Source organism: Bacillus aquiflavi (assembly GCF_019915265.1).
Taxonomy (GTDB): Bacteria; Bacillota; Bacilli; order Bacillales; family Cytobacillaceae; genus Bacillus_BT; species Bacillus_BT aquiflavi.
Genome location: NZ_CP082780.1, coordinates 1,035,616 through 1,060,757 on the forward strand (window position 1 = coordinate 1,035,616; position 25,142 = coordinate 1,060,757).

A 25,142-nucleotide genomic window follows, 5' to 3' on the forward strand; every position below is an offset into this window, starting at 1 on the left:
AATGTTTTAATGGAAAAAATAAAAGACATTATGACAGATGATGTTGAGTCATGCTCTTTGTTAGACAATGTTTATGAAGTAGCACAAAAAATGAAGCAATTAAATGTCGGAGCTATTCCAATTGTTGATAATGAAAAGCTTGTCGGAATGATAACGGACCGAGATATTGTGTTACGTTGTATCGCTGAAAAACAACCACCTTCATCAAAAGTTGAAGAAATTATGAGTGATCAATTATTTACTGTTACGCCTGAAACGTCTACTCAAGAAGCAGTACGGATAATGGCAGAACAACAAGTGCGTCGTTTACCAGTTGTTGAAGGGGAAAAATTGGTCGGAATTGTTTCATTAGGTGATTTTGCTGTAAGGCAATTAACAGATGATCAAGCAAAAGAAGCTTTGTCAGAAATATCAGAGTCTGAAGCGCAACATTAAAGGATTTTTGAGGAATTGGCAAGTGCTAATTCCTCTTTTACGTTCATCCATGAATAGGAAAAAATAAGGAAATTTTTGAACAGTTATTAATTAGACGTCTTTATCATATATAAGTAAACTATATATCTATTTCAAATTAAAATAATGGTTGTTTGAAGCCGTTTATTCTTGCGATAATTGCAATCTGTCCGACATGATAAGCTTCATGAGTATACACATGATGAAACAACCAATGTAATGTCGGTTTTGAAGGTGGAATCCAACCATCAGAAAAGGTTGGAACGTCTACTATTTCATTAAGCTGATCGAAAGCTAATGTTTTTAATATGTTATCAGTACGTTTTCTTATTTTTATATATCCATTTAATATTTCTGTAGATGTGCTATGTTCGTTAATAGTTAGAATTTCATTGTTTTTAAAACCGATTTTATTTACCCAAAAATCTTCACTAGTTGAAATATGTGAAATAATCCAGGCAATACTATTTGGATAATAAGCAGTGCTTCTATACCAATCATTTTCATTAAGACTTTTTAAATAGGGAATTAATGTTTTTCTAAGGTCATTACGATAAGGAAACATATATTAATATCATCCTTTCTCTGTTTAAAACAGGAAAAATTTAATAAAAATAATTATTGCAAAAATATAAGATTTAGACGATTAATCGTATTTAAAGAGAATGTAAATGGCATAGTTTTTTTTATACAGTTAACTAGTTTAAAATAACTTTTGTCATACATCAGTTATCTAATTAGAGCCTAAAAGAAAAAGGTTTCTTGATTTCATTCATTTACATAAAAAAATAAGCATAAAATATAAAAATAAAACATTAAGATGATATAATAATTTTAGCTTATTTTCATATAATGATACAAAAAAGAGAGGAGGCTACCCTCTGCGTACACTTTTTAGAATTATTTTTTTAGTAACGATCATATTTATTTTTGGTTTTTATTTAACTGATCTTAAAGAAGAGAACAATGACGTCTTAGTTAAAGAAAATACTTCACTAGAAATAGATCATTCAATTAACAATGAAGATAAATTAAAAATGTCGGGAAAAGAACGCCCGAACGAGGGTATTTCTCTTTTTATTGGCCAAGGCGCAAATGAATTAGAAGGAAAGTTTGGGAAGCCAGATCGGATTGATACTTCTGTATATGGTTATGATTGGTGGATTTATAATAAAACAAACAGCAAGTACTTACAGGTCGGAGTGGAACAAGGCAAAGTCGTGACAGTTTATGTGATCGGAGAAGATGTCGATATTTCTCCTTTTAAAATAGGACAACCCGTTGAAGAAATTTATTCCTCTATTTTAATCGAAACGGAGATTCCTTTTGAACTTAATGACAGCTCATACAGATTTGAGCTGTCAGAAGAGGACATGAATGTTCGTCCACTTATTCGCCTTGGAGATATATTCGTTCAATTATATTTTGATAAGTTTAGTGGGACTTTATCAAGTGTTCGTTTTTTAGACGGGCCAACTCTTGTAAAGCACCGCCCATATGAACTCATTTATCGAGGAGAATTATTTGATGCAGGTTCTGTAGATGGTGATGAATGGGCACAAGCAGAAGAGGGCAGTAAAAAACAGATTTTTGATCTAACTAACATTATTAGACAACGATTCGATCTTAATCCGCTTTACTGGGATGAAAAAACAGCAAATGTTGCTTATATGCACAGTAAAGATATGTATGATAGTAATTATTTCTCTCATAATTCGCCTAATAATGGTAGCGTTGCTGATCGCTTAGATACTGCTGAAGTTTTTTATAAGACGGCTGGTGAAAATATTGCTGCTCACTATATTGATGGTCCAGCGGTTGTTGAGGGATGGCTTAACAGTAAAGGACACCGTGAAACAATGTTAAATGATAAATTCACACATATTGGTATCGGTATTTATAAAAAATATTATACACAAAACTTTATTCAAGCATGGGTAGAGTAGAGATTTGAACTTAGGTTTGAAGCAATTTTCCTAAAGATTGGTTGAAAACGCTTGTCAGACGAGGAATGCAATATATGTGTAAGCGAATAGAACAGCCGTTTATAAGCTTACAAATTAGAAATGCAAGCGTTTGTTAACAGGTCTGGAACTTAGACTTTTCACCTAAGTTTTTTTCTTTTAAAGAGACTGAAGGCTCACTTTTCTTTTCGTTTCACATATGATAACTATATAGGCGACAGTATCAATCTGAGGTGAAAAAACAATGAGCAAGCAAAAAAAACTTCATCCATCTGTAAAAAAATTCAAAAATTTTGTTCAAAACAATCCAAAGATTATTCAAGAAGTACGAAATGGTCATTCCACTTGGCAAGAGCTTTATGAGGAGTGGTATTTACTTGGAGAAGAGGATCCAAGGTGGGACATGTTTAGAAATGAACATACTGTTACAGAGGAGAAGGAAGAGAAAAAATCAGATTTGATATCACAAGTAATGGGACTGCTAAAAAAAATAGATCCTAATCAAATGCAGGAACAGCTTCAAAATGTAAGTAAAACACTTGGCGCAATTCAAGGAGTGATCGCACAGTTTCAAGGAAATAAGGGGGAGCAAACTGAAGAAAAATCGAATTCGGATAATGAACAGCCGCGTCACCGTTTTTTTATTTCGTAAAGATTAATAAAGGAGTTTTTTTTTATATGAGGACTGACGTTTTAGAGTATTTAAATAACCAACAGGAACTAAAGCAATTTGTCCGCGCTCAACCTTTTTGGTACCGCAAATTAACAAGAAATCCTCTTGATGTTGAAAAGCTAGAAATCGCTGCTTTACATTATTACAAAAAAACAATTCCTCATAAAGTTGAAAAATTTTCAAGCGGGATTCAAATGGTTTCCATGATGATGAATATGTTTCAGGCAATGAATTCAAAGTAGGGAGTATTCTCAACAAATACGAGAATGCTCCCTTCAGACTGTTGACAAACGCTTGATTCTTCGTTATTTGCCCTTCATTGTAAGCTCATGAACGGCTGTTCTATTCGCTTCCGCCTCGTGCTGCGTGCCTCGACTGACAAGCGTTATTCAATCAGTCTGAAGAAATGAATTCAAGTCTTGACTTTGTCTATAATCTATAAGGGAGTATACGAGAATGCTCCCTTATTTTATTGTGTCATCCTCCTGTTATTAAAATTTCATACAGCAATTCAAATTGATAAAAAAGGAACAGTCTGTAAACAATAAAACGAACAGGAGGGATTTTTATGAGAAGTAATAAAATGTTTTATCTATTTCTTTTAATCATATTATTGACAGCATGCCGAAGAGATTTACCAGAGCCCGAAGTAAAGAATTTTAAAAATATGAGTCTGTTGCAAAGTATTCCAGTGTATCATCCTCAAACAATAGAACAAGAACAATTTTATGTTCATCATTATGTCAAGGGAAGAAACTTATATGTAGAATGTATTGTTAAAGGCATTTCCTTTAGATCGGATAATCATGATAAAAAAAGAGGCAAAATATTGCTATATGTTGATGGTAAAAAAGTCAAAGAAATAAAGTCAGCTGCCTTTATTATAAAAGGATTATCGTTAGGTAATCATCGCATAAAATTAGAAATTGTAAGCCCAAATAATAAAACTTATCATTTAACAAAGGAGTTTTATGTAACAATTGCTTAAGAAACACTTCATTCGCATTCGCCGGATCAAACGTGATAAAATAAGATTCGGAGGTGAGCCTATTGCTTGCTACAACAGAAAGAGTTGAAATATTAGATGAAGCTGAAGCATTAGCAAAGATGATTTTGCAATCTAAGACTGTTGAATTTTATTTAGATTGTTTTTATAAATTAAAAAATAATAAACAAGCGCAAAAAAAAATTAAAGAGTTTGTAAAAATAAAGGAACAATATGAAGAGGTACAACGTTTTGGTAAATACCATCCTGACTATAAATTTGTTATGAATAATATTCGCCAAGTAAAACGAGAAATGGATCTGGACGAAGATGTGGCGAACTTTAAAAAGGCAGAGACAGAATTACAAATGCTCTTAGACGATATTAGTAAGATAATCGGCAAGTCAATCTCAGAGCATGTTAAAGTTCCTACTGGAAATCCTTATTTTGATCATGTCTCAAGCTGTGGCGGCGGTTGTGGAGCCGGAGGAAGTTGTGGTTGCTCATAGCATTGCAACTAAATATTCTCTTATGTTAAAATAAATTAAATTATGATACGTTAGGGGAAAAATAATGATATTTAGTCAGCGGCAAGGCGTGATTGTTTGGCTTTATACACTTAAGCAGGCAAAAATGCTAAGGAGATTCGGAAATGTTCACTACGTTTCAAAACGATTAAAGTATGTCGTTCTATATTGCAATCAAGAAGACGTCAGCTCAATTATTGCAAAACTGCAGTCATATACGTTTGTAAAAAAAGTAGAGCCATCCTATAAACCGTTTCTAAAAATTAAATATGAAAATTCTAAGCCTGACAAAGCAAAAGAATACGATTATAAAATGGGAATTTAAATTGCTCTTACTTTAGATTTCAAATAAAGTTCGAGATCATAAAAGAGCAGAATAAGTTCATGAGCTTACAACGAATTAGATGAAAAGAGAATGCAAGTATTTGTCAGCAGTCTGGTGCTGTTAGGATGTTTTCCTAACAGTTTTTTTATTTTGGCAAATAAACAAAATGGATTATTGTCATGATGAAAGTTAAAAAAGACTAAAAAACCCCTTGAAAATAATAGGATATACATTTACTATTAATATACATGTATAAAAAAATACTTCTATAGATAAATTTTCTATTAAAAGTGGGTGAAGCCATGAAAATTTTACATGCCCGGGAGATTTATACCGGCATTGAAGTCATTCAACAAACATTGAAAACCACCTATGAACAAGTGAGTGAAATTGAACGTGCTGTTGAAGGAATTATTCAACTAGAAGATTCACTTAAAGGAAAAGGCGGCGAAGCGATTCGTGCTTTTTTTCAAAACGTACATAAGCCATTTCTCTTATTCCATCAAGCATTCATTACTGATTATGATACAATTTTAGAAGAAATTAAATATTTGCTTCAAGCGTTTGAACCAGCAGAAGATGGCTTTATTCACGAAAGTTTTTTAGAAAATGATGTCGCGAATGGATTAGATCGTCTTGAGAGACGAGTTACATCGATAACGAGTGAAATCAACAATGCAATACATAGTGTACAAGATATCGTCAGCTTGCCACCTATCCAAGCTGATGAAACAATCTCCCATATCAATCAAGCGCGCCAACATAATCGAATGACGATCGAAAACCTCCATTCCTTTGATGAGCAAGCAACTCGTTTACTTGACCGGATTTTAGATGACTTACTAATGATGACCAGCTTTATGAAAGAAATAGAAGCGATGACTCAAAGCGGTCAATTGCCAATTTCTCATTACAGTGTATCAAAAATGATGACAAGCGAGGCTTAGTGCAAAAGGTCGGACTTGAGCAAATCAATACGGTCGAAAGAGATGCATATGGAAATGACAACAGTATCAAATATCACGTATATGCAGACGGCTTGATTGTAATGGAAGCCGACAGATCTGGTAAAGTTCATTATGAAGTTGTTCCAGCAATCCCCGAAGAAATAAGGGATGGTGCCATTACTTCACCCGTTGATCGTGCATTTGAAGGTGTCATCGATGGAACGGGAAAAGTGCTTGGTGACACGATAGACGTTCTCGTTTCTCTATACAAATTTTCCGAGAAAAATTTACAACCGGGTAATATTAATTATATCGAAAAAGCCATCTTCGCTTATCAACTCATCATCCATGACCCAAAGAAAAAGCTAGGGGAAATGAAGGATAAAGTAATCAATTTCCCAAAATATATGTGGGAAGGGATGAAAAACGCCTGGAATCGAGATGTCATCAACGGAGATGCCCACAGCCGCGCTGAATTCTTCTCCTATGGTTTAACAACAATTGGGATTGGCGTAATCGGAGATAAAGGATTAAGTAGAGCAGGTCAGCTTGGAAATGCGGCAAAACTCGGTCATGTTGGAAAGATTGGAAATGTTGCAAATAAGATTCCGCCACCCATACCGATTACTAAAGGATTAACTCCCGCTTTTGCAACAGGCACGGTAAACACCATTCCATACAACGTCATGGATGACTTGTACAATCGAATCCATCAGGCGAGTAAGGAAGCGTTTGGAGACAGTCGTGGTGGGAAAGTGTCGGTGGGTGTTGGGGGATTTAAAACTTTTAAAACTAATGAATTATTAGACCAACACTACAAAAAACATGGTAATGAACTAAAAAATGCATTTAATAAGTATAACTATTCAATAGAAAACTATTTAAATGACGCCAATCATGTTATTCAAAAAGGAACTTATGTACCTGAATTAAATGGGTATGTTAAATTAGTTGGGGGAAAAGGTAGCGCTAAATATGCGTTTGTTGGTCTTGATAGAACCACAGAAGAAATAACAACATTTCATCTAAAATCTGTTTCAGAGTTAATGAAAAAAGCCCCTAGTTTAAAACTAATGAAATAAAAGGAGAATTGATATGCCAATTATAAAAAAAATAAATTGGATTGATGAGCATGCCAAAGAAGCAGATGTAATAATTTCTGATGGAGAGTTTTCCTTGAAATGTTTTTCTTGTCCTTTTGAGTTAAAAGAGGGACAAGAATTTGAAGATTATATATACTGTTTGGATATTCAATATGTGTATGTAGTTGAATCTAATAAATATGTAATAAATCAAATTGACGAAGGTTATGAGCATATTTTACAAGGGAAACTAATAGACATAGAAAAAAAAATTTTAAGGATTGGTAAATTACAGATTGATATATCTAATGGATATATACCTAAAGATATACTTAAGAATCAATTTATTGAGGTAAAAGTATCTAGATTAGATTTGTATTAATTGCTATTTATTAGATTCTGAAGGTAAACGAAGAACAAATAGATAAAAATGGCTAAAATAGAAAAGTGAGATTATTATTTTGATACGCTTATGTTCATTTATAAAATTATCGAATATTAACGACTACTTTAAAGGAATGGATATAACCTCCAAATATATACCCAAATGAAGTCCTAAAGGTTATCCAAAAATGGATCGGGAAAGATGATCGGGCATGTGAAAGATAAACTTTTTTAAATATAATGAGGTTCATTAGCGTTGCATAAATAAGGACGGAATATTCTGTAAATAGACCAGTGTTATTTTTTGCTAAAAGAACAAGGGCTAAACAAAGGTGCTCTGTCCATTCGGTAAAAATATACATTTAATGCTTAGGTGACAGCAACTGTGTATGTGTTTACGGACTTGCTCTATTGTCGAATTTGCGAATCCAAATGTAAGCAGGCTTCCAAAGTGCTGCCTTTAACCAACGACTAATCCGGAGTAGGGCTTTTTTGCTTTTCATCTCCAGTTGGATTAGAACATTTAGACAGTAGGCAATGAGTGCAAGATAAATTTGATTCTGAATCGCTGTTTCACCCATACCATAAAAGTGTTTGATCTTTACATGCTGTTTTAGCCATTTAAAAAACAGTTCAATCGCCCAACGTTGACGATAAATTTCGCTGACTCCGTCAGGTTCTAAATCGAAGCGATTCGTTATTAACCTAAGAATGTTTCCTTTTGTGTCCTCAACTTCAAGGAGGCGGAAGACATTCTCTGTACGATTTTGAGTAGAGCCAATGTAAACCATTCTATCTGATAGAACAGTAGACTTTTCAGGAACCGAAAAGGATTCTACCTCACGAATGACGGCGTTTTTCTTTAATCTTGATACAAAGAAGTAGCCATCATCCATCATTCGATCGAACCGTTCGTAATCAACATATCCGCGGTCAAACACATACATGGCTTCCTTATCATCAACGAGAATTTCCAATTGATTTCTGTCATGTTCTTTGGCTGTTGTAATGACTGCTTTTTCAGGGTATACAGTATCATTATTCATGAACACAAGTCGCAAATGCAGCTTGACACCAGCTTTTGTTTTGCGGAATTTTGCCCACTTATAATTCGTCAGGTTTAATGGAAGTGTACTGGAGTCGATGATTTTTAATGGCATATGCTTTCCGTTTTTAAAGTGAATTTCTTTTATTTGGTGCACAAGCTCCAAAAATAATCGGGAAAGAATAGCTGGATTGACTTCATTGTTTTTTCTTGATAATTGAGATTTACTGATTGATTCAAAACCTAAGGCTTTTTGAAGTGGATCATGAATCAGTGCGTCACTCATTTCTTCCAGACTCTCGAATCCTTGTAATTGAGCAAGCAACATAACATAAGCTTTATGTAGGCTACAGTTGTCAGTTTTTTCGTATAATGATCTTGCTTACTTTCTTCTACTTGTTCAAAAAAAAGTATTTTTGAGTTTATAGGTGTTATCCATTTACCAAATGATGATTTTAGTGTATTCTTGTCCATATCGGTTATCCTTTACTATTGGATTTGGACAGGGAATCACCTGTACTTCCATTGTAAAGGATTTTTTATTGCTTGAAAATTAATTACTAACTATTAGGAATCCTCATAACCTTCAATATTCATTAATGCAACGCTAGTGAATGAGGTTTTTAGAAGGATCATTACATATCTTGCATAGTCCGTTTATTAGCGGGCTTTTTTATTTGAAATTGTGGATAATATTTCAACAATAATAAAGATTGATTATGATAGAGAAAAACTATTAAAATCATACCAATCGGTAAATATTGGCATAAGGAACCAATAATAGTTTTTTAATAAAGATACTTTTTTGAAGAGAATTGAATTTAAGTATGATGTAAAGATATAGTTATTTTGAATATTCTAAGGGCGAAAAGGGAAGATCATAAACAGCAAGGTAAATTTTTAAAGCACCTTTTGGTAGATATGATAGAAAGTGTTTGAAAAATAATTTGGTGATTTTTGTTTTTTTACAGGTACTAATTCAATGGTTAATAAAAAGAGAGTCAGTAACGAGGTTAAAAGATCAAAGTGGTTTTTGACTCTCTTTTTTAATAATGTTTCTTTCCCAAAATATATGTGGGAAGGGATGAAAAACGCCTGGAATCGAGATGTCATCAACGGAGATGCCCACAGCCGCGCTGAATTCTTCTCCTATGGTTTAACAACAATCGGAATTGGCATAATTGGAGATAAAGGATTAAGTAGAGCAGGTCAGCTTGGAAATGCAGCAAAACTCAGTAATATTGGAAAGATCGGAAATGTTGCAAATAAGATTCCGCCACCGATACCGATTAATAAAGGATTAACTCCCGCTTTTGCAACAGGCACGGTAAACACCATTCCATACAACGTGATGGATGACTTGTACAATCGAATCCATCAAGCGAGTAAGGAAGCGTTTGGAGACAGTCGTGGTGGGAAAGTGTCGGTGGATGTGGATGTAATTGGTAAGGGAACGGGTAAAGGTTATACTGGTGGAAGAACTCAAGCGGAGTTAGATGCTTTATCATATGATTCGGCAAAGAAAGCAGTAACGAAGGGGTCTAAAAAAGAAGCAGTTATAGGTCTTGAGTTGGAGCAAAGGGGGGAATTTGGAAAACTTGAAAGAAGTTTGGATCCTAAGGCTGAATTTATAGATACTACTACTGGTAAAAAAATTGATGTAAAAAGCTTTGAATCTAATCCTATAGGAGCAGATGGAAAACCTATAACCTCACCAAGAAAAGGTGCATTTAAAGTAGAAAATGCGATGAAAAATATAATAAAAGAATTTGAAAAGAACGGTAATGATATAGTTGTAGTTGATAAAACTAATTTAAAATTAGAACATATTAAAGAACTTGAAGGAGCTATAAAACAATCAGGATTAGAAAATAAAATTATTTGGTGGCCGGAGTGATATATTATGAAAAAAATTGACCAAAAAGAGCTCGATTTATTAATAAGCAACCATAATTTATATATGGATTCAGTAAAAATAAAAATGATAAAGAGGGAAAAAGGTTAATTTTAGATGAAATAGATTTCTCAAGTAATAATCTGTCACAGCTAAATTTTGTAGATGTATACATTACAGACTCAATTTTTTGTAATACTGTTTTTGAGAATACAAATTTTGGGGGAGCAAAATTATATGGTTGTGAATTTAATAATATAACATTTAAAAATGTAAACTTTGGAAAAGTAGAACTAGATGCTAGTAAAATAGTAAATTCGATATTTGATAATTGTACACTAATAAAAGTAAGTTCAAATGAAACCCTTTTTGGGAATTTGTGTTTTCAACATTGCAAATTAGATGATGTATTTTCAAATAGTATAGTTAAAAATATACTGTTTGAAGAATGTGACTTTAATGGAATAGAATTTTGGGAGTGTATAATTAGTAGCCTTAAATTTAAAAAAAGTAAATTTAAGGTTACTGATATGAAAAAAAATATTAACAAGGGAACTTTAGAACGACCAGTAATTATAAATGGAGACGAGGCTATAAGCTTTTTTAAAGAGCGAAGCGAAATTCTTTAGAGGGCAAAGTGTAAAAACTAGCACATTATTTCAGACACCCTATTCCAAATTATCCTATACTGGATAGGCTACACTAAGTTGGACAGATAAAATAAGGGGCTGTAAACTTAGACTATTAAATAAGGAGCGTGCTATGATGACACGTCAACGTCGAACTTTTACACCTGAATTTAAACTGCAATTAGTGAAGCTTTATGAAAATGGCAAATCTCGTGCTGATATTGCTAGAGAATACGATATTACACCGTCTGCTTTAGATCGTTGGATTAAAAACCATCGTGAAACAGGCTCTTTTGCAGCAAAAGATAATCGTTCAGAAGAAGAAAATGAATTGATACGCCTCCGCAAAGAAAACCAACGTTTACTCATGGAGAACGATATTTTAAAGCAAGCAGCGCTGATCATGGGACGAAAATAGATCTGATTCGAAATAACGCTCACAACTATTCGGTATCAGCAATGTGCGACGTCCTCGATATTCCAAAAAGCACGTATTACTATCACGCCGATCTAACAGGTAAACGTGCGCAGAAAGCCGAAGATAAAGAGCTTTCCAAAGAAATTGCTCTTATTTTTAAAGAAAGTCGTAACAACTATGGTACACGTAAAATAAAGAAAGAATTAGCGAAGTTACCAGAACCAAAGCATGTTTCACGTCGTCGAATTGGACGGTTAATGAACGGAAATGGGACTTGTTTCAACCAACACAGTGGCGCAATTTAAACCACATCAGTCAACGTGTAATGAAGCGCCTGTAAAGAACGAATTGAAACGTCAATTTAAGCAAGACGAATATTTAGCTGTTATTGTCAGCGATTTAACTTACATCCGTGTCGGAAAAAAGTGGCATTATGTATGCTTATTTTTCGACCTTTTCAATCGCGAAATCATTGGTCATAGCGCTGATGAAAATAAGACCGCGGACCTTGTATATCAAGCAATCGCAAGCATTCAACCGAATTTGAATGACGTCAAAATGTTTCATACAGACCGTGGAAAAGAGTTTGATAATTTACTAATCTCAGAGGCACTAGAAACATTTGGAATTCAGAGATCGTTGAGCATGAAAGGGTGCCCTTATGATAATGCCGTGGCTGAAGCAATGTTTAAGGTATTTAAAACAGAATTCGCTAATGGAGCTCAATTCTTTTCTCTTGAACAGCTCGTTCTTGAACTTGATGATTATGTGCATTGGTTCAACAATATTCGAATTCATGAACACTAGGCTATTTAACACCTGTCGAATTTAAACAGCAGACCTTATAATTTTTGTCCAGTTTAGTGTTCACATTCCATACGATGAATCTGACATAGTGTGCTGTTGATCACTTTATTTCCAATTTAAAAATAATAGGCGTATTATTCCGGTATGTTTTACAGAAAAAATTCCTTAAAAAGGGAGTCCTAATACCGAAATCGGTTCTTTGAATCAAGAATCATATCCTCGCTTTATATACTTCGACCAATCTCAGAGTAAATGTTACATCATCCTCTAGTGTCACAAACCACTCATTATCATTCTTTTCAAAGCATAATTCGTCATAACTATGTTGAATGCGTATTTGGAAGTTCGTTCCCGTAAAATGTTTCGTATTCTTGCTGGCAATCTATATTTTCTAGTTTTGGCTATCTAGAAGAAAGGAATTATAAAATAAAAGATGGACATTCACCAAGCATTTAATAAATAGTAATCCTAATTTTGCTTTTGAAACCATAAAAGTTAATTCAGAAATTATGTTGAAGCTAGGGGATTTTTGGCACCAACTGCTTTTTATTTTGTTTCCTCTTTTAAGGCAATTTTTATTTAATCCCGTTGCTACTGTAATCATCTCTGGCGGAGTACTGTTTAAAACATTATGTGGGACGATATCGTTCATTGGATTAATGCTAGTGAACTTATTGTTTTATTTTATGAAAAAAAAAATGCCAAATATTCATAAGAAGCTTTTAAAAATTAAAATTTTATCGAAAAAGCCATCTTCGCTTATCAACTCATCCATGACCCAAAGAAAAAGCTAGGGGAAATGAAAAATAAAGTAATCAATTTCCCAAAATATATGTGGGAAGGGATGAAAAACGCCTGGAATCGAGATGTCTAACGGTGATGCCCACAGCCGTGCTGAATTCTTCTCCTATGGTTTAACAACAATTGGGATTGGCGTAATCGGAGATAAAGGATTAAGCAGAGCAGATCAGCTTGGAAACGCTGCAAAACTCGGTCATGTTGGAAAGATTGGAAATGTTGCAAATAAGATTCCGCCACCGATACCGATTACTAAAGGATTAACTCCCGCTTTTGCTACAGGCACGGTAAACAACATTCCATACAACGTGATGGATGATTTGTACAATCGAATCCACCAGGCGAGTAAGGAAGCGTTTGGAGACAGTCGTGGTGGGAAAGTGTCTGTGGGGAGCGGGGGAACTAGTAAAACTAAAGGAAAGTTAGATACATCTTTGAAAGCTTTTCATGAGCTCACTCCAGATGAAAAAAACGTAGTCAATCAATTATTAGAACAAGGGAAAAATATTAAACTTATGCCCAAAAACCAAATATAGGTAAATCATTCGACTTTTTAGTTGATGAAAGACCTGCTGAATTGAAAACTCTTAATGGAAACAATATTAATACATTGATTACTAAGGTAAACAGGGCATTAAAACAACTGGATGGTTCAGGGGATATAATTTATGATATTTCCAAAGCTAACTTTACACAACAACAAATTGATGAGATAGTTGCAAGATTATCTGGAAAATATGAAAAAGATATATTAGATAGAATTATATTTATAAAATAAGAAAGAGGTAAAATTATGAAGGTCAGATGTATTTGTGGGAATTTAATGGAGGATGAAAAGTTAGATACATGTAATGCGTATAGTATTTATTTAGATGAAGATTACGATACACTATTGGAAAAAGAGCCTAAAACAGTAGAGGAATTTGTTGATAATATGCCTTTATCAGGCTCTTTATGGGAATGTAAACAATGTGGAAGATTACACTTTTTCAAAAAAGGAAAAATTGATGTATACAAATTGGAACAAGAAATACTTGATTAATGATTGAGTTATTAGTAATTGGTAAATTAAACAACAGTGAAAGTAAAAATCGTCTATTTAAGAGAAGGGCTTGACCAATAAGCCCCTAAAATAAAAGCAGGTGGAGCAAAACAAAACATCGTTTTTCTCCACCTGCTTTTATATTTTGATCGTTTTCTTTAAAGTAACTGGCGGATACTAGCTACTTTAAAAAGAATTTTAGGTCATTGCCAAAATCCCGAACTCCACTTGCTCTTTATAAGGCTTCGTAAAAAAATCTGTGGAACGACCGATTGCCCTCGATGTGATCAAATACGCTTTCTACCTCAATTTTACATCGAGAGTAGAAACGGGTTTTGTCTCTTTACATTTTTAAAATTAAATGGGGCGGTTCTCAAAAGTCATTGAAAAATGACTTTTGAGACAGCCCTCGACCTATGTCTGTACTACTAATGTTACCTACTGCAAAGGTGGAATATATCGATTCATGCGCAAAATCCCAATTAAATATTGGTAATATAATTCCTTTTCCGAAAATATTGCAGATGACTTTACATGTAGTTTAATAACATTTTTTCCAAGGGATTGTGCGGTTTCAAGAAATAGTTCGAATCGCTTATTTGGTTTAGTCGTAGGCGAAGGAATTCCTTCTCGGCAAATATATAGCGGTTGAAAATTTCCTGGAGTAGTTGGCTGAAGTATGACAACTAAAGAACTTACTTCACGTTCATTATAGGTTGTATGTAATGCCATCATAGACGATAACCGTTGGCGATTTGCTTTTGCAATTTCAAGCAACTCATATATATCTGAGTAACCTTCTCCAAGCTCGATAAAACGTTGAATCATTGGGGCTCCTCCTTTTTGTCCGATTTCTCCATTAAATACTTTATCATTTTCCCTATTAAAACAGAAGTGTTGCCTATGTTCAAAAGAAAAAAGCCTGCAGAATTTTTCTGCAGGATCCTTCCAATTCCTTTATAAAAGGATAGAAGGTAAAGGGAGAGGAGAAACCGGAGGAAGAACTTATGGGGAAACGTAAGTCTTCTCCGCGGTTGGCAACAACATCCTTAGTAGATGCTGTTAATTACATTATCTCCACAAAAAAAACAGTTATACACTGGAAAGTGAAATTTTTTACTTAAATAATCAATTTCCTGTTGGTTGTGTACACTTATGTATGTTAGGATAATGGAGAAACATGACGAAAAAATGATCGCGGTGATGTTGAATGAGGGTTGTTTCAGGAACGTGCAAGGGAAGATCGTTAAAACCGGTTCCCGGTAAGCAAACAAGACCGACAACTGATAAAGTGAAAGAAGCTATTTTTAACATGATTGGACCTTATTTTGATGGGGGATTGGGTCTGGACTTATTTGCAGGGAGCGGAAGCCTTGGAATCGAAGCATTAAGCAGGGGACTGGATAAAGTCATATTTGTTGATCGGGATATGAAAGCGTTTCAAGTAATAAAGCATAACATCGTATCATGTAGATTGACAGAACAGTCAGAAATATATCGAAATGATTCTGAAAGAGCTTTAAAAGCACTGATTAAAAGGGGACTCGTTTTTGATTATATATTTTTAGATCCGCCATATAAAAAGCAAAAGCTGCAATTATTAATTGAAACAATTGAAAAAGGAAGACTTTTGAAAGAACATGGGGTTATTGTTTGTGAACATGATTGTATGACGGAATTACAAGATAATATTGGAACATTAACACGTAGAAACCGCGAAACATATGGGATGATAGACATTTCAATTTATACTTAAGGCTTTAAGCGAACAAGGGGGGAGATCCGTTTGACAAGCATTGCAGTTTGTCCTGGGAGCTTTGATCCGATTACATATGGTCATATCGATATTATTGCAAGAGGGGCAAAAGTATTTGATGAAGTAAATGTTGTCGTGCTAAATAATGCAGCGAAAAAACCGTTATTTACTGTAGAAGAAAGGCTAGCATTAATAAAACGAGTAACTAGCAATATACCGAATGTTAAAGTCGATGCTTATTCAGGTCTTTTAATTGACTATGCGAAAAGTGTAAATGCAAACGCAATCATTCGTGGACTGAGAGCTGTTTCCGACTTTGAGTATGAAATGCAAATTACATCAATGAACCGTGTTCTAGATGATAAAATTGAGACGTTTTTTATTATGACAAACAGTCAATACTCTTTTCTTAGTTCAAGTATTGTGAAAGAAGTAGCAAAGTATGATGGAAATATATCTGAACTACTAGTACCCCCGTCAATTGAAAAGGCACTTAAAAAGAAATTTGGATTTGATCATTAAGTATTACTTTCCTCAGACTGATTGAAAACGCATGTCAGTTCAGGCACGTAGCACGAGGCGGAAGCGAGTAGAACATATCGTTCATGAGCTGACAACGAAGTGCAAATAACGCAAAATGGGAGCGTTTGTCACCAGTCTGGGACATAATACATGCTCATTTAAATGGTTGTAGGCAAGGTCAAAAATTTAATTACTTTCCTCAGACTGATTGAAAACGCATGTCAGTCCAGGCACGTAGCACGAGGCGGAAGCGAGTAGAACATATCGTTCATGAGCTGACAACGAAGTGCAAATAACGCAAAATGGGAGCGTTTGTCACCAGTCTGGGACATAATACATGCTCATTTAAATGGTTGTAGGCAAGGTCAAAAATTTAATTACTTTCCTCAGACTGATTGAAAACGCATGTCAGTCCAGGCACGTAGCACGAGGCGGAAGCGAGTAGAAACATATCGTTCATGAGCTGACAACGAAGTGCAAATAACGCAAAATGGGAGCGTTTGTCACCAGTCTGGGACATAATACATGCTCATTTAAATGGTTGTAGGCAAGGTCAAAAATTTAATTACTTTCCTCAGACTGATTGAAAACGCATGTCAGTTCAGGCACGTAGCACGAGGTGGAAGCGAGTAGTACATATCATTCATGAGCTATCAAACGAAGTGCAAATAACGCAGAATGAAGAGCGTTTGTCACCAGTCTGGGACGAGCTCGTTTTTTTACTTTGCTTTAACAAGCAACGTTCTTTTCGCAAGAATAATTACATAAATAACTAACGAAAAAATTGTAATAATAGGACCTATACTAATGAGCAGATTATAGTATTCAATAAGACAAAGAATTTTCCTAAAAATAATAAAACAGGGATAACATTTGAAGGTTGTTCAGTTGTGTTAAATCGCTCGTAGACTGGATACCATAAAAGTAACGTAAAAAAACTTGCGAAACAACCATGTAAAATTCTAGCAAAGAAAAATGGCTTAAAACGAATGTCTGTTTGTGCTAAAATACTTGCTACTTGAGCTTGAACGCTAAATCCACTAAATGCCAAAATAAAGCTCGTCATAATCGCTTGTTGCAATAAAGTCGCCTCTTGAATTTGACTAGTCATTTGGCTTCCTAACGTAATTTCAAATAAACCGGAAATAAATGGAATGCTCATTAATTCAGGAAAATGGAATAGTTTTAAACCAAACTCTACTGCTTTAGCCAAGAAGGCGGTAATATGTAAATGATATAGCAACTTGTTTATAACTGAAAATAATATAATAAAACCGCCTATCATAAGCAATGTTTGAATCGATGAAATAACAGCATCGCCAATCAGCTTCCCGATTGGTCTATTGTCTTTTATTCTTGTGTGATGGAGAGCAGAAAAGGCTAATTTTAATGAGATTTTTGCTGGTTTTTCTTTAGTTCTGTCCCATTTTTCTTTCTTTCCCCCATAAAATCGCATCGTTAATCCAACGCTAATATTTCCTAGGTAATGAGCTAAAGCAAGTAAAATACCCAACTGAGTATTTTTAAAAAATCCCACAGATACTGCACCAAAAATAAACAAAGGATTTGATGAGTTTGTAAAAGAAACAAGTCTTTCAGCTTCAATTTGTGTCAGTTGTCTTTCTTGTCTTAATCTTGTTGTTAATTTAGCACCTGCGGGATAGCCGGATGCCATGCCCATTGCCCAAACAAATCCGCCTGCTCCTGGAACTTTAAAGAGGGGGCGCATTAAAGGTTCGAGAAGAACACCTAAAAATTTCACAACCCCAAAGCCAATTAGCATTTCTGAAACGATAAAGAATGGGAGTAAAGATGGAAAAACAATTTCCCACCACATATTAAGACCCCTAATGGAAGCCTCAAACGATTCTTCTGGGAAAATAATTAGAGAAATAGCTAATAGTGTTACAGTAAAAGCAAGAAAGATTGTTTTCATTTTTGAATGAAACACAAATTAAGCCTCCCCTCGAGAGTGTCAAAACTGTGCAGTTAGTCTAATGTTTTGTTAGAATAATAGGGTTAATAAATAATAACCTTGTTTTTAGTCTTGTCCTGTCCTCATATAACTCAATATACTCATACAACTTCAATTTAGACCATAAGAATAATGCAGACTTTTTTCTGTGCAAAAAATGACTTAATAAATAGACGAGTGTTCAATCTGTTTAAGATCATGACAGATTTCACATATTATTAGGAGGGATTTTTTTGAGACGTCCAAAGATTGGCTTAGCACTTGGATCAGGTGGTGCCAGGGGATTTGCTCATTTAGGTGTTATTAAAGTTTTACAAGAAGAAGGAATTCCAATTGATATGATCGCAGGAAGTAGTATGGGGGCACTTGTCGGGTGTTTTTATGGAGCCGGCCTAGATCTTAATGATCTTTATAAACTTTCAAAAGCATTTAAACGAAAATATTTTTTAGACTTTACAATTCCTAATATGGGGTTTATTGCTGGTAAAAGGGTTAAAGAGCTTAAAAAAATATTTACACATGGAAAAATGATAGAAAATCTAAATATTCCGGTTAGTGTCGTTACAACAGATTTAAAATCTGGTGAAAAGGTTGTTTTTACAAAGGGTCCAATTGATGATGCTGTTCGTGCAAGTATCTCAATTCCGGGAATATTTGTCCCTGAGAAAATAAATGGACGGTTGTTAGTAGATGGCGGTGTTGTTGATCGTGTACCTGTGTCTGTTGTAAAAGAAATGGGGGCAGAATTTATCATTGCAGTTGATGTATCCCATGTGAATACGAATTTAGAGATCACATCGATTTTTGACGTCATTATCCAAAGTTTAGACATTTTACAAATGGAGTTAGTGAGAAATAGAGAGATCGCTTCTGATATCATGATACGTCCTCATGTAGAAATGTTTAGCAGTCAAGCATTTACAAATATTGAAGAGATCATTAAGATTGGTGAAGAAGAAACAAGGAAACAAGTTAAAAAAATTAAACGAATGATTAAGTGCTGGAAGGAGCCATTATAAGATAAAAAAAACTTTATTTTCACGTTCCTTCATACTTGCTGTAATGATATTAACTGCAAGTTCATTTTACTATTTGCCATATTATGTTTCTAAACCGGGAATGGCGCAAGATCTAACTGAGATTATTGAAGTTGAAAATGGTTATGAAGAAAATGGGAACTTTATGTTAACAACGGTATCAATAGGCAGGGCTAATATTTATGCATACTTATTGGCGAAATTCAGGGAGTATGAGGAAATCCTTCCTTTGGAAGCAGTAAAAGAAAAAGACGAGACAGACGAAGAGTATAATATTCGTCAGCTTCATTATATGGAAAGTTCAAAAATTTCAGCTATTGAAGTAGCCTACAAAAAAGCGGGGATACCAGTTTCTTATCGCTATAATGGAGTGTATGTTTTAAATATAATTGAAAATATGCCTGCAGAAAATAAGCTGCAGCCTGGTGATCGCATCTTTAAAATAGATCAAAATACGTTTAAAACGCAGCAGGAATTTATTGAATATATGAGCAATAAAAAAGAAGGAGAAGAAATATTAATAACATATGAGCGTGACAGTAAAACAGAGTCAGTTAAAATCCCAATCGCCTCTTTTCCTGATGGGAGTGGAAAAGTTGGGATTGGGATTGGACTTGTAGAAGACAAAGATATAAATGTAGATCCGAAAGTGAAGGTCGATACGGAGAAAATTGGCGGTCCTTCTGCTGGTTTGATGTTTTCCTTAGAAATTTATAATCAATTAACCGAAAACGATTTTACAAAAGGATATAAAATCGCAGGCACAGGAACCATTAATCCAGATGGAACTGTTGGAAGGATCGGGGGTATAGAACAAAAAATTGTTGCTGCTGATAAAGCAGGAGCAGAAATCTTTTTTGCGCCTTTTGAAAATGGTGCTAAAGATTCAAATTATGAAGCAGCAATAAAAACTGGGAAGGATATTAAAACAAAAATGAAAATTATTCCAATTGATTCATTTGATGAGGCGATTCATTATTTGAATCAGCTTGAAAGTAAATAAAAATGTTTATTGACAATGTGATTATTTTTATCAACTACATGCTATTGCTTTAAATATGCGCTTTGTTTACAAGTTGTTCAAAAAAAGCTAAAACCTCTACTCTAAAGTATAAGGTCATTAGCTTTTTTCTTTGACAAAATGCTCAATCGGATTTATTAATTGAAGTATCCGGCATGTTTTTTACTATATTTGAGTACGTTTATCATAAAAAATAGGAGGATGAGAAAATTCTTCTTTTAATAATTTTCTTGAACTAAGTGCAAATATTTTCGAGGCACGAATATCAAGCGCAATTTTTTCCGATTTAAAAGAAGATAATTTTGATATTAACGGCAAATGAAACTGATGTTTCATTTTATTTAAATATGTTTTTCCGTTTTTACTAAAACCGAGTAAACGTAAATATTCAGCTGTTTTTCCATGCATCATCATTTCTTCTTTTTGTGTATTAGTCAGTAAATGAACTGACGCTCTTTGTAATCTTGTCCACGTATAACGTTTCGTTTTTATTTTCTCGATAAATTGATAGAAAGAATTTGCTTCTTCGGCAGCTGAAAGGAAACGATTTTCTAACCCTTCCTCCATTTCATAAATATGTTTTAATTGTTTAGCAGTGCTTTGCAATAATTTAAATTTTAAAAATGGCCAGTAGTTTTCCCATTGATGAAAATCCCCATATAATTGTTTATATTTCATTAAATAATGATACGTTGAAATGGGAACGTATTGTTTTATTATCTCGGTATTCTCCATTTTAGAAAAAAGCGCTTTTCGAATGCTCGTAGCACTGGCAATTGTTTCTGAGGAAAATTGTTCATCATGGTAATCTGCATTTTGACGCTTAATTGTACATATATGCATTGAGCTTTTTTGTTCTTGAACTGCGCTAACATATTGGTAGCCAAGCATATTATTTGGCTTCGATAAATCTATTAATTTTTCATTAGTGGAAATAGTTTGTAATGCATTGGCAACCGCTTTTGGATAACTTACACCCGCTTTCATATGTTGCTTAATTTTAATTTGTAATTGGTGATCATGTTTTTTTAGAAAGTAATCTGTCGCATGAAAAGCGCTTACATCCCCATCCTCGCTTCCGAAACATAACGAATGGCACATTGCAGCAGTTAAAATTGATACAGCACCGTTTGCAAATGTATCTGCTTTTTGAGTAGCAAAAGGATAAGGGAGCTCAAAAACAATATCAACGCCAGCGGCAAGCGCCATTTTCGTTCTTGTCCATTTGGAAACGAGCGCCGGCTCCCCGCGTTGGAGAAAGTTCCCGCTCATCACTGCAATCATAATATCAGCGTCTGTTGCTTCTTTTGCTTTCTGTAAATGAAAAGCATGTCCATTATGAAAAGGATTATATTCAACAATTACACCTACAGCTCTCAAATAGCATTTCTCCTTTATCATCCATTAAAAAATACTCTTTTCTGCCTTAAAAATAATTATATTAACAATTACAAAGGTCATCTAGTATTTTTTTCATTAGAAAGAATTTTTATAAATTAGGTTACACTATAACTATTAATGGCTGTATTATACCGTCAAGAAAAAACATTGACAAATATTTATTGGAAAGCTATAATTACCTTTGTTGCCTTGAGGTGATTTTTATTGAAATGGACAATAAGTCAATTACAAAAATATCGGAACAAGGACTTTTTAATTGATGAGACTATTCGTGTTGATGAACTAACTGAAATTGAACGTACAATTCGTGAAGTTTCACCCATTCATGTAACAGGTCGAGTCGACTTTAGTTATAGGAAAGTAACGTTTCATTTACATTTAAAGGGGTATTTGATTCTTCCTTGTTCTCGTACTTTAGTAGATGTAAAATATCCAATTGATGTACAAACAACGGAAACCTTCCTTTTAAGCGATTTAGATTATGAGCAAGAAGAGGAAGTCTATTTAGTAAAAGGTGATGTGATTGATCTTATGCCAGTCATTATAGAAATCCTTTTGCTCGAAGTTCCGATGCAAGTTTTTAGTGAGAATGTAAATGATGAGGATGCTGCTCCTCAATCTGGGGAAGATTGGGAAGTTATTCAAGAAAAAACAAAAAAAGAGACAGTAGATCCTCGGCTTGCAGAACTTGCAAAATTTTTTGATCAAAGTGATTCTTCTGATAAATAAATCAGAAGACATAAAAAACAATTATGAAGACCAAACAATCTTGGTCTTCATAGCTTTCTTAATTTTCTCTAAGGAGGTGGGGAAAATGGCTGTACCTGCTAGAAGAACGTCTAAAACTGCTAAAAGAAAGCGCCGTACACATTTCAAATTACAAGTTACGGGTGTTACGAAATGCGACAACTGCGGTGAAATGAAACTTGCTCATCGCGTATGCAAATCTTGCGGAACATATAGAGGAAAAGAAGTTATTAACAACTAATTTTCCATCTCAAAAGCACAAGACTTTGCGCCTTGTGCTTAGCTTGCTTTTAGATCATGTCAACAAGATATCCTCAGGCTGATTGAAAACGCTTGTCAGTCGAGGCGCCGAGCAACGAGGCGGAAGGCGAATAGAACAAGTTGTTTCATGAGCTTAACGAAGAATGCGAGAGTTTTTCAACAGTCTGAGCACAAGGCTTTATGCCTTGTGCTTTTATCATACAATTATTTAATAAGTAAAAAATGATTGAAAAAAATTCTGAATTATTTTTAAAATAAAATAAACAGTATTTACTGGAGGGGAAAAATGGAACCTTATATTATTGAAAAACGTTCTGACAATTACATATTATTTACGATTAATAGACATGAAAAAAGAAATGCGATTAGTTTTGAAGTAATGGACGGACTAGAAAAAGCGATCAATTTAGCAAAGGAGCAAAATGTAAAAGCGTTAGTGATAACCGGTGCAGGGGAAAGTGCTTTTTGCTCAGGGGGAGATTTATCTGTCTTTCACGGTTTAAAAACAGAAGAGCAAGCATATGGAATGTTATCCAAAATGTCAAATATTCTTTACAGATTATTAACCCTCGAAATTCCAACAGTTGCACTTATGAACGGTGTTGCTGTAGGAGGGGGCTGTGAGCTTGCTATTTCTTGTGATTATCGAATTGCGAAAGAAGGGATAAAAGCCGGTTTTGTACAAGGTTATTTGGCAATCACTAGCGGCTGGGGCGGAGGTACAATGCTAGTTGAAAAAATGCAAAGTAATCACGCCGAGCAAATGCTAATGGAGGCAAAACTTAATCATACCGACAAGCTTCTGCAAATAGGATTTATTGATTCAGTATATAGTGGAGATTCGCTTGAGGCATGTGAACAGTTTCTTAAAAATATGACTGACAAACAAGTAGAAGTATTAAAGGCATATAAATCAATTCTCATTAGAAAATGGGAGCAATCAAATTTAAAAGGGAGAATTGACGAAGAAGTGAGAAGATGTGCTGTTTTATGGGCAGACGAAGCTCACCATGAAGCTGTAGCAAATTTTATCGCGAAAAAATAAAACGAAATAAACAAGGATGATTCAGTCTATCTTTTCTAGTAGTTGCATATGTATAAAGTAAAAACTAGGAGGGATATATTGATGCCGTCTACCCGCCAAGATGCATGGACACCAGATGAGGATTTAATCCTTGCTGAAATCGTGCTTCGTCATATACGTGAAGGAGGTACTCAATTACAAGCTTTTGAGGAGGTTGGCAAGCAGCTATCAAGGACAGCCGCTGCATGTGGTTTCCGCTGGAATTCGTCTGTTCGAAAACAGTATAAGTCAGGGATCGAGCTTGCGAAAAAGCAACGAAAACAGTATAAAAAGCAAGTGCAAGAAAATAAACAGTTGGAAAAAAGCAAAGATTCAATTGAAACCAATAAAAAGGAAAAAGCGTCATTGCAATCGGAATCTGCTAAAAGCGCTATATCTTTTGATGAGGTGTTAACCTATTTAAAAAAGTTATATCAGGATGCACAAATAAATAGACAATCTAACAATGAACAAAATATAGATAAAATAAAACAGCTTGAGGCTGAGGTTGAGGAGTTAGCAAAAGAGAGAGAAAGACTTACGACAGAATTAGATGCGATTGCTTCAGATTACCATACTTTAATTGAGATAATGGAAAAAGCAAGGGGAGAAATCCGCCAGCAAAATAGAAGAACGAATAATAGGCAGTAAAGTATTACGGACGCTTAAATAAGCGTCCGTAACAGCGATTTTTATTTATTCGTTCGTTTGTTCTTTTACCCCTTCAGGAAACCAAACGAGGGGATTTTCACCAAGATCACGGTCCATATCATATGTCACACTTTCGAACCCCATTTTATCCCAGAATGGTTTAGATTGAATACGTGGATTTGTTTTAATTGGCAAATTAAAGCTCTTAGCAAAATTGACCAATGCTTTGCCAAATCCTTTTCCTTGGTAATCGGGGAGAACTTCCAACTTCCAAAGCTCTAAATAGTTTTGCGGTGGATCAAAATAACGATCGAATTGGGCATCTATTTGATAAAGACTCATTCTAGCAACGAGTTTTCCCCCGAAGTAAATCCCATAAAAAGGAGATTCACTGTCGTTTTCAATAATATTAGTTTCTAAGTCTTCCAACATTGAAAGTTCTTGATGTCCATATTCTTTAAACTCTTTAAACTCATCCAAAGTTTTATAATTTACATGTAATCGTTCTACTTTTATTTCCATAAAAATCCCCCTAGTCTATAGCAATCGTATTATTCAGTTAAAGTTTAATCGTCTTTTTGCTAATAAAGCGCTTTCTACATATTCAATATTATTATATAATAAACAGATAAAAAATTCCTCTAATAATTAAGGAAGCGTTTACATATGAAGCAGGAATATGAGATAAATGTGTCGAAAATACTTTTATCCCGAAAAATATTATCATTTTAATAT

The 25,142-nt window shown here is 34.3% G+C and carries 28 protein-coding genes and 2 pseudogenes; 24 read left to right on the top strand and 6 right to left on the bottom strand.

Annotated features, from left to right (window positions below; genetic code table 11):
* The first annotated feature begins 9 nt into the window (after positions 1-9).
* On the top strand, positions 10-435 hold the full coding sequence (locus tag K6959_RS05230; RefSeq protein WP_163242585.1) for a CBS domain-containing protein: 426 nt from the start codon (positions 10-12) through the stop codon (positions 433-435).
* Positions 436-571: 136 nt separating this feature from the next.
* On the opposite strand, the gene K6959_RS05235 is transcribed toward K6959_RS05230, so the two are convergent.
* Complete coding sequence (locus tag K6959_RS05235; RefSeq protein WP_163242586.1) at positions 572-1,018, bottom strand: DinB family protein; 447 nt, start codon at positions 1,016-1,018, stop codon at positions 572-574.
* A gap of 472 nt (positions 1,019-1,490) precedes the next feature.
* Between K6959_RS05235 and K6959_RS05240 the strand changes: the two genes are divergently transcribed.
* The 9 genes from K6959_RS05240 (at position 1,491) to K6959_RS05280 (ending at position 7,338) form a co-directional block, all read left to right on the top strand.
* Positions 1,491-2,399, top strand: a complete 909-nt coding sequence (locus K6959_RS05240; protein ID WP_246234749.1) for a CAP domain-containing protein — start codon at positions 1,491-1,493, stop codon at positions 2,397-2,399.
* Positions 2,400-2,661: 262 nt separating this feature from the next.
* The gene (locus K6959_RS05245; protein ID WP_223087822.1) at positions 2,662-3,069 is read left to right on the top strand and encodes a YlbD family protein; all 408 of its coding nucleotides are present in this window, start codon (positions 2,662-2,664) and stop codon (positions 3,067-3,069) included.
* Between the two features lie 26 nt (positions 3,070-3,095).
* Positions 3,096-3,332 carry a YlbE-like family protein gene (locus tag K6959_RS05250; protein WP_163242588.1) on the top strand — a complete coding sequence of 79 codons (237 nt, stop codon included), beginning with the start codon at positions 3,096-3,098 and terminating at the stop codon, positions 3,330-3,332.
* Between the two features lie 326 nt (positions 3,333-3,658).
* Positions 3,659-4,078 carry a hypothetical protein gene (locus K6959_RS05255; protein ID WP_223087824.1) on the top strand — a complete coding sequence of 140 codons (420 nt, stop codon included), beginning with the start codon at positions 3,659-3,661 and terminating at the stop codon, positions 4,076-4,078.
* A gap of 62 nt (positions 4,079-4,140) precedes the next feature.
* A complete protein-coding gene (locus K6959_RS05260; protein WP_163242590.1) occupies positions 4,141-4,584 on the top strand; it encodes a YlbF/YmcA family competence regulator in 444 nt (147 codons plus the stop codon).
* Positions 4,585-4,651: 67 nt separating this feature from the next.
* Positions 4,652-4,927, top strand: coding sequence for a YlbG family protein (locus tag K6959_RS05265; RefSeq protein WP_163242596.1), 276 nt, complete (start codon positions 4,652-4,654; stop codon positions 4,925-4,927).
* 302 nt (positions 4,928-5,229) lie between these two features.
* Positions 5,230-5,874, top strand: coding sequence for an LXG domain-containing protein (locus K6959_RS05270; protein WP_223087825.1), 645 nt, complete (start codon positions 5,230-5,232; stop codon positions 5,872-5,874).
* Positions 5,874-6,956, top strand: coding sequence for a hypothetical protein (locus K6959_RS05275; protein WP_223087827.1), 1,083 nt, complete (start codon positions 5,874-5,876; stop codon positions 6,954-6,956). The genes K6959_RS05270 and K6959_RS05275 overlap by 1 nt, the downstream gene beginning before the upstream one ends.
* Positions 6,957-6,969: 13 nt before the next feature.
* Positions 6,970-7,338, top strand: a complete 369-nt coding sequence (locus K6959_RS05280) for a hypothetical protein (RefSeq protein ID WP_223087829.1) — start codon at positions 6,970-6,972, stop codon at positions 7,336-7,338.
* Between the two features lie 397 nt (positions 7,339-7,735).
* Here the strand turns inward: K6959_RS05280 and K6959_RS05285 are convergent.
* Positions 7,736-8,859 (bottom strand): annotated as a pseudogene (locus K6959_RS05285) (IS4 family transposase).
* 610 nt (positions 8,860-9,469) lie between these two features.
* Between K6959_RS05285 and K6959_RS05290 the strand changes: the two are divergent.
* From K6959_RS05290 to K6959_RS05315, 6 genes and pseudogenes are all read left to right on the top strand, one after another.
* Positions 9,470-10,282 carry a hypothetical protein gene (locus K6959_RS05290; protein ID WP_223087830.1) on the top strand — a complete coding sequence of 271 codons (813 nt, stop codon included), beginning with the start codon at positions 9,470-9,472 and terminating at the stop codon, positions 10,280-10,282.
* Positions 10,283-10,464: 182 nt separating this feature from the next.
* Entirely contained in the window at positions 10,465-10,908 is a 444-nt protein-coding gene (locus K6959_RS19790) for a pentapeptide repeat-containing protein (RefSeq protein ID WP_394373033.1), read from the top strand.
* A gap of 133 nt (positions 10,909-11,041) precedes the next feature.
* A pseudogene (locus K6959_RS05300) lies at positions 11,042-12,174 on the top strand (IS3 family transposase).
* Positions 12,175-12,999: 825 nt separating this feature from the next.
* Complete coding sequence (locus tag K6959_RS05305; protein ID WP_179959062.1) at positions 13,000-13,467, top strand: hypothetical protein; 468 nt, start codon at positions 13,000-13,002, stop codon at positions 13,465-13,467.
* Positions 13,468-13,508: 41 nt separating this feature from the next.
* The gene (locus K6959_RS05310; protein WP_223087832.1) at positions 13,509-13,709 is read left to right on the top strand and encodes a hypothetical protein; all 201 of its coding nucleotides are present in this window, start codon (positions 13,509-13,511) and stop codon (positions 13,707-13,709) included.
* Between the two features lie 15 nt (positions 13,710-13,724).
* Positions 13,725-13,973: a hypothetical protein gene (locus K6959_RS05315; RefSeq protein ID WP_163243563.1), complete on the top strand. Its 249-nt coding sequence runs from the start codon at positions 13,725-13,727 to the stop codon at positions 13,971-13,973.
* A gap of 438 nt (positions 13,974-14,411) precedes the next feature.
* On the opposite strand, the gene K6959_RS05320 is transcribed toward K6959_RS05315, so the two are convergent.
* On the bottom strand, positions 14,412-14,801 hold the full coding sequence (locus K6959_RS05320; protein ID WP_163243564.1) for a DUF7147 family protein: 390 nt from the start codon (positions 14,799-14,801) through the stop codon (positions 14,412-14,414).
* Between the two features lie 382 nt (positions 14,802-15,183).
* Between K6959_RS05320 and rsmD the strand changes: the two genes are divergently transcribed.
* Both rsmD and coaD read left to right on the top strand, forming a co-directional pair.
* Complete coding sequence (rsmD, locus tag K6959_RS05325) at positions 15,184-15,729, top strand: 16S rRNA (guanine(966)-N(2))-methyltransferase RsmD (RefSeq protein WP_163243565.1); 546 nt, start codon at positions 15,184-15,186, stop codon at positions 15,727-15,729.
* Between the two features lie 30 nt (positions 15,730-15,759).
* Positions 15,760-16,251, top strand: a complete 492-nt coding sequence (gene coaD, locus K6959_RS05330; RefSeq protein WP_223087834.1) for a pantetheine-phosphate adenylyltransferase — start codon at positions 15,760-15,762, stop codon at positions 16,249-16,251.
* A gap of 799 nt (positions 16,252-17,050) precedes the next feature.
* On the opposite strand, the gene ylbJ is transcribed toward coaD, so the two are convergent.
* Positions 17,051-18,202 carry a sporulation integral membrane protein YlbJ gene (gene ylbJ, locus K6959_RS05335; protein ID WP_316252523.1) on the bottom strand — a complete coding sequence of 384 codons (1,152 nt, stop codon included), beginning with the start codon at positions 18,200-18,202 and terminating at the stop codon, positions 17,051-17,053.
* A gap of 257 nt (positions 18,203-18,459) precedes the next feature.
* On the opposite strand from ylbJ, the gene K6959_RS05340 reads away from it, so the two are divergent.
* On the top strand, positions 18,460-19,245 hold the full coding sequence (locus tag K6959_RS05340) for a patatin-like phospholipase family protein (RefSeq protein ID WP_223087835.1): 786 nt from the start codon (positions 18,460-18,462) through the stop codon (positions 19,243-19,245).
* A gap of 1 nt (position 19,246) precedes the next feature.
* Positions 19,247-20,266: a SepM family pheromone-processing serine protease gene (locus K6959_RS05345; RefSeq protein ID WP_163242280.1), complete on the top strand. Its 1,020-nt coding sequence runs from the start codon at positions 19,247-19,249 to the stop codon at positions 20,264-20,266.
* Positions 20,267-20,449: 183 nt separating this feature from the next.
* Here K6959_RS05345 and K6959_RS05350 read toward each other — a convergent pair whose 3' ends face one another.
* A complete protein-coding gene (locus tag K6959_RS05350) occupies positions 20,450-21,664 on the bottom strand; it encodes a nucleotidyltransferase (RefSeq protein WP_163242279.1) in 1,215 nt (404 codons plus the stop codon).
* Between the two features lie 225 nt (positions 21,665-21,889).
* On the opposite strand from K6959_RS05350, the gene K6959_RS05355 reads away from it, so the two are divergent.
* The 4 genes from K6959_RS05355 to K6959_RS05370 all read left to right on the top strand — a co-directional run bounded on the left by K6959_RS05355 (position 21,890) and on the right by K6959_RS05370 (position 24,407).
* Positions 21,890-22,414 (top strand): YceD family protein, encoded by a 525-nt coding sequence (locus K6959_RS05355; RefSeq protein WP_223087838.1) that lies wholly within the window; start codon positions 21,890-21,892, stop codon positions 22,412-22,414.
* 85 nt (positions 22,415-22,499) lie between these two features.
* Positions 22,500-22,673 (top strand): 50S ribosomal protein L32, encoded by a 174-nt coding sequence (gene rpmF, locus K6959_RS05360; RefSeq protein ID WP_163242277.1) that lies wholly within the window; start codon positions 22,500-22,502, stop codon positions 22,671-22,673.
* A gap of 306 nt (positions 22,674-22,979) precedes the next feature.
* Positions 22,980-23,738: an enoyl-CoA hydratase/isomerase family protein gene (locus tag K6959_RS05365; RefSeq protein ID WP_163242276.1), complete on the top strand. Its 759-nt coding sequence runs from the start codon at positions 22,980-22,982 to the stop codon at positions 23,736-23,738.
* An 81-nt stretch (positions 23,739-23,819) separates the two neighbouring features.
* Entirely contained in the window at positions 23,820-24,407 is a 588-nt protein-coding gene (locus tag K6959_RS05370) for an RsfA family transcriptional regulator (RefSeq protein WP_163242275.1), read from the top strand.
* A 45-nt stretch (positions 24,408-24,452) separates the two neighbouring features.
* Here K6959_RS05370 and K6959_RS05375 read toward each other — a convergent pair whose 3' ends face one another.
* Positions 24,453-24,929 carry an N-acetyltransferase gene (locus K6959_RS05375; protein ID WP_163242274.1) on the bottom strand — a complete coding sequence of 159 codons (477 nt, stop codon included), beginning with the start codon at positions 24,927-24,929 and terminating at the stop codon, positions 24,453-24,455.
* Between the last annotated feature and the right edge of the window lie 213 nt (positions 24,930-25,142).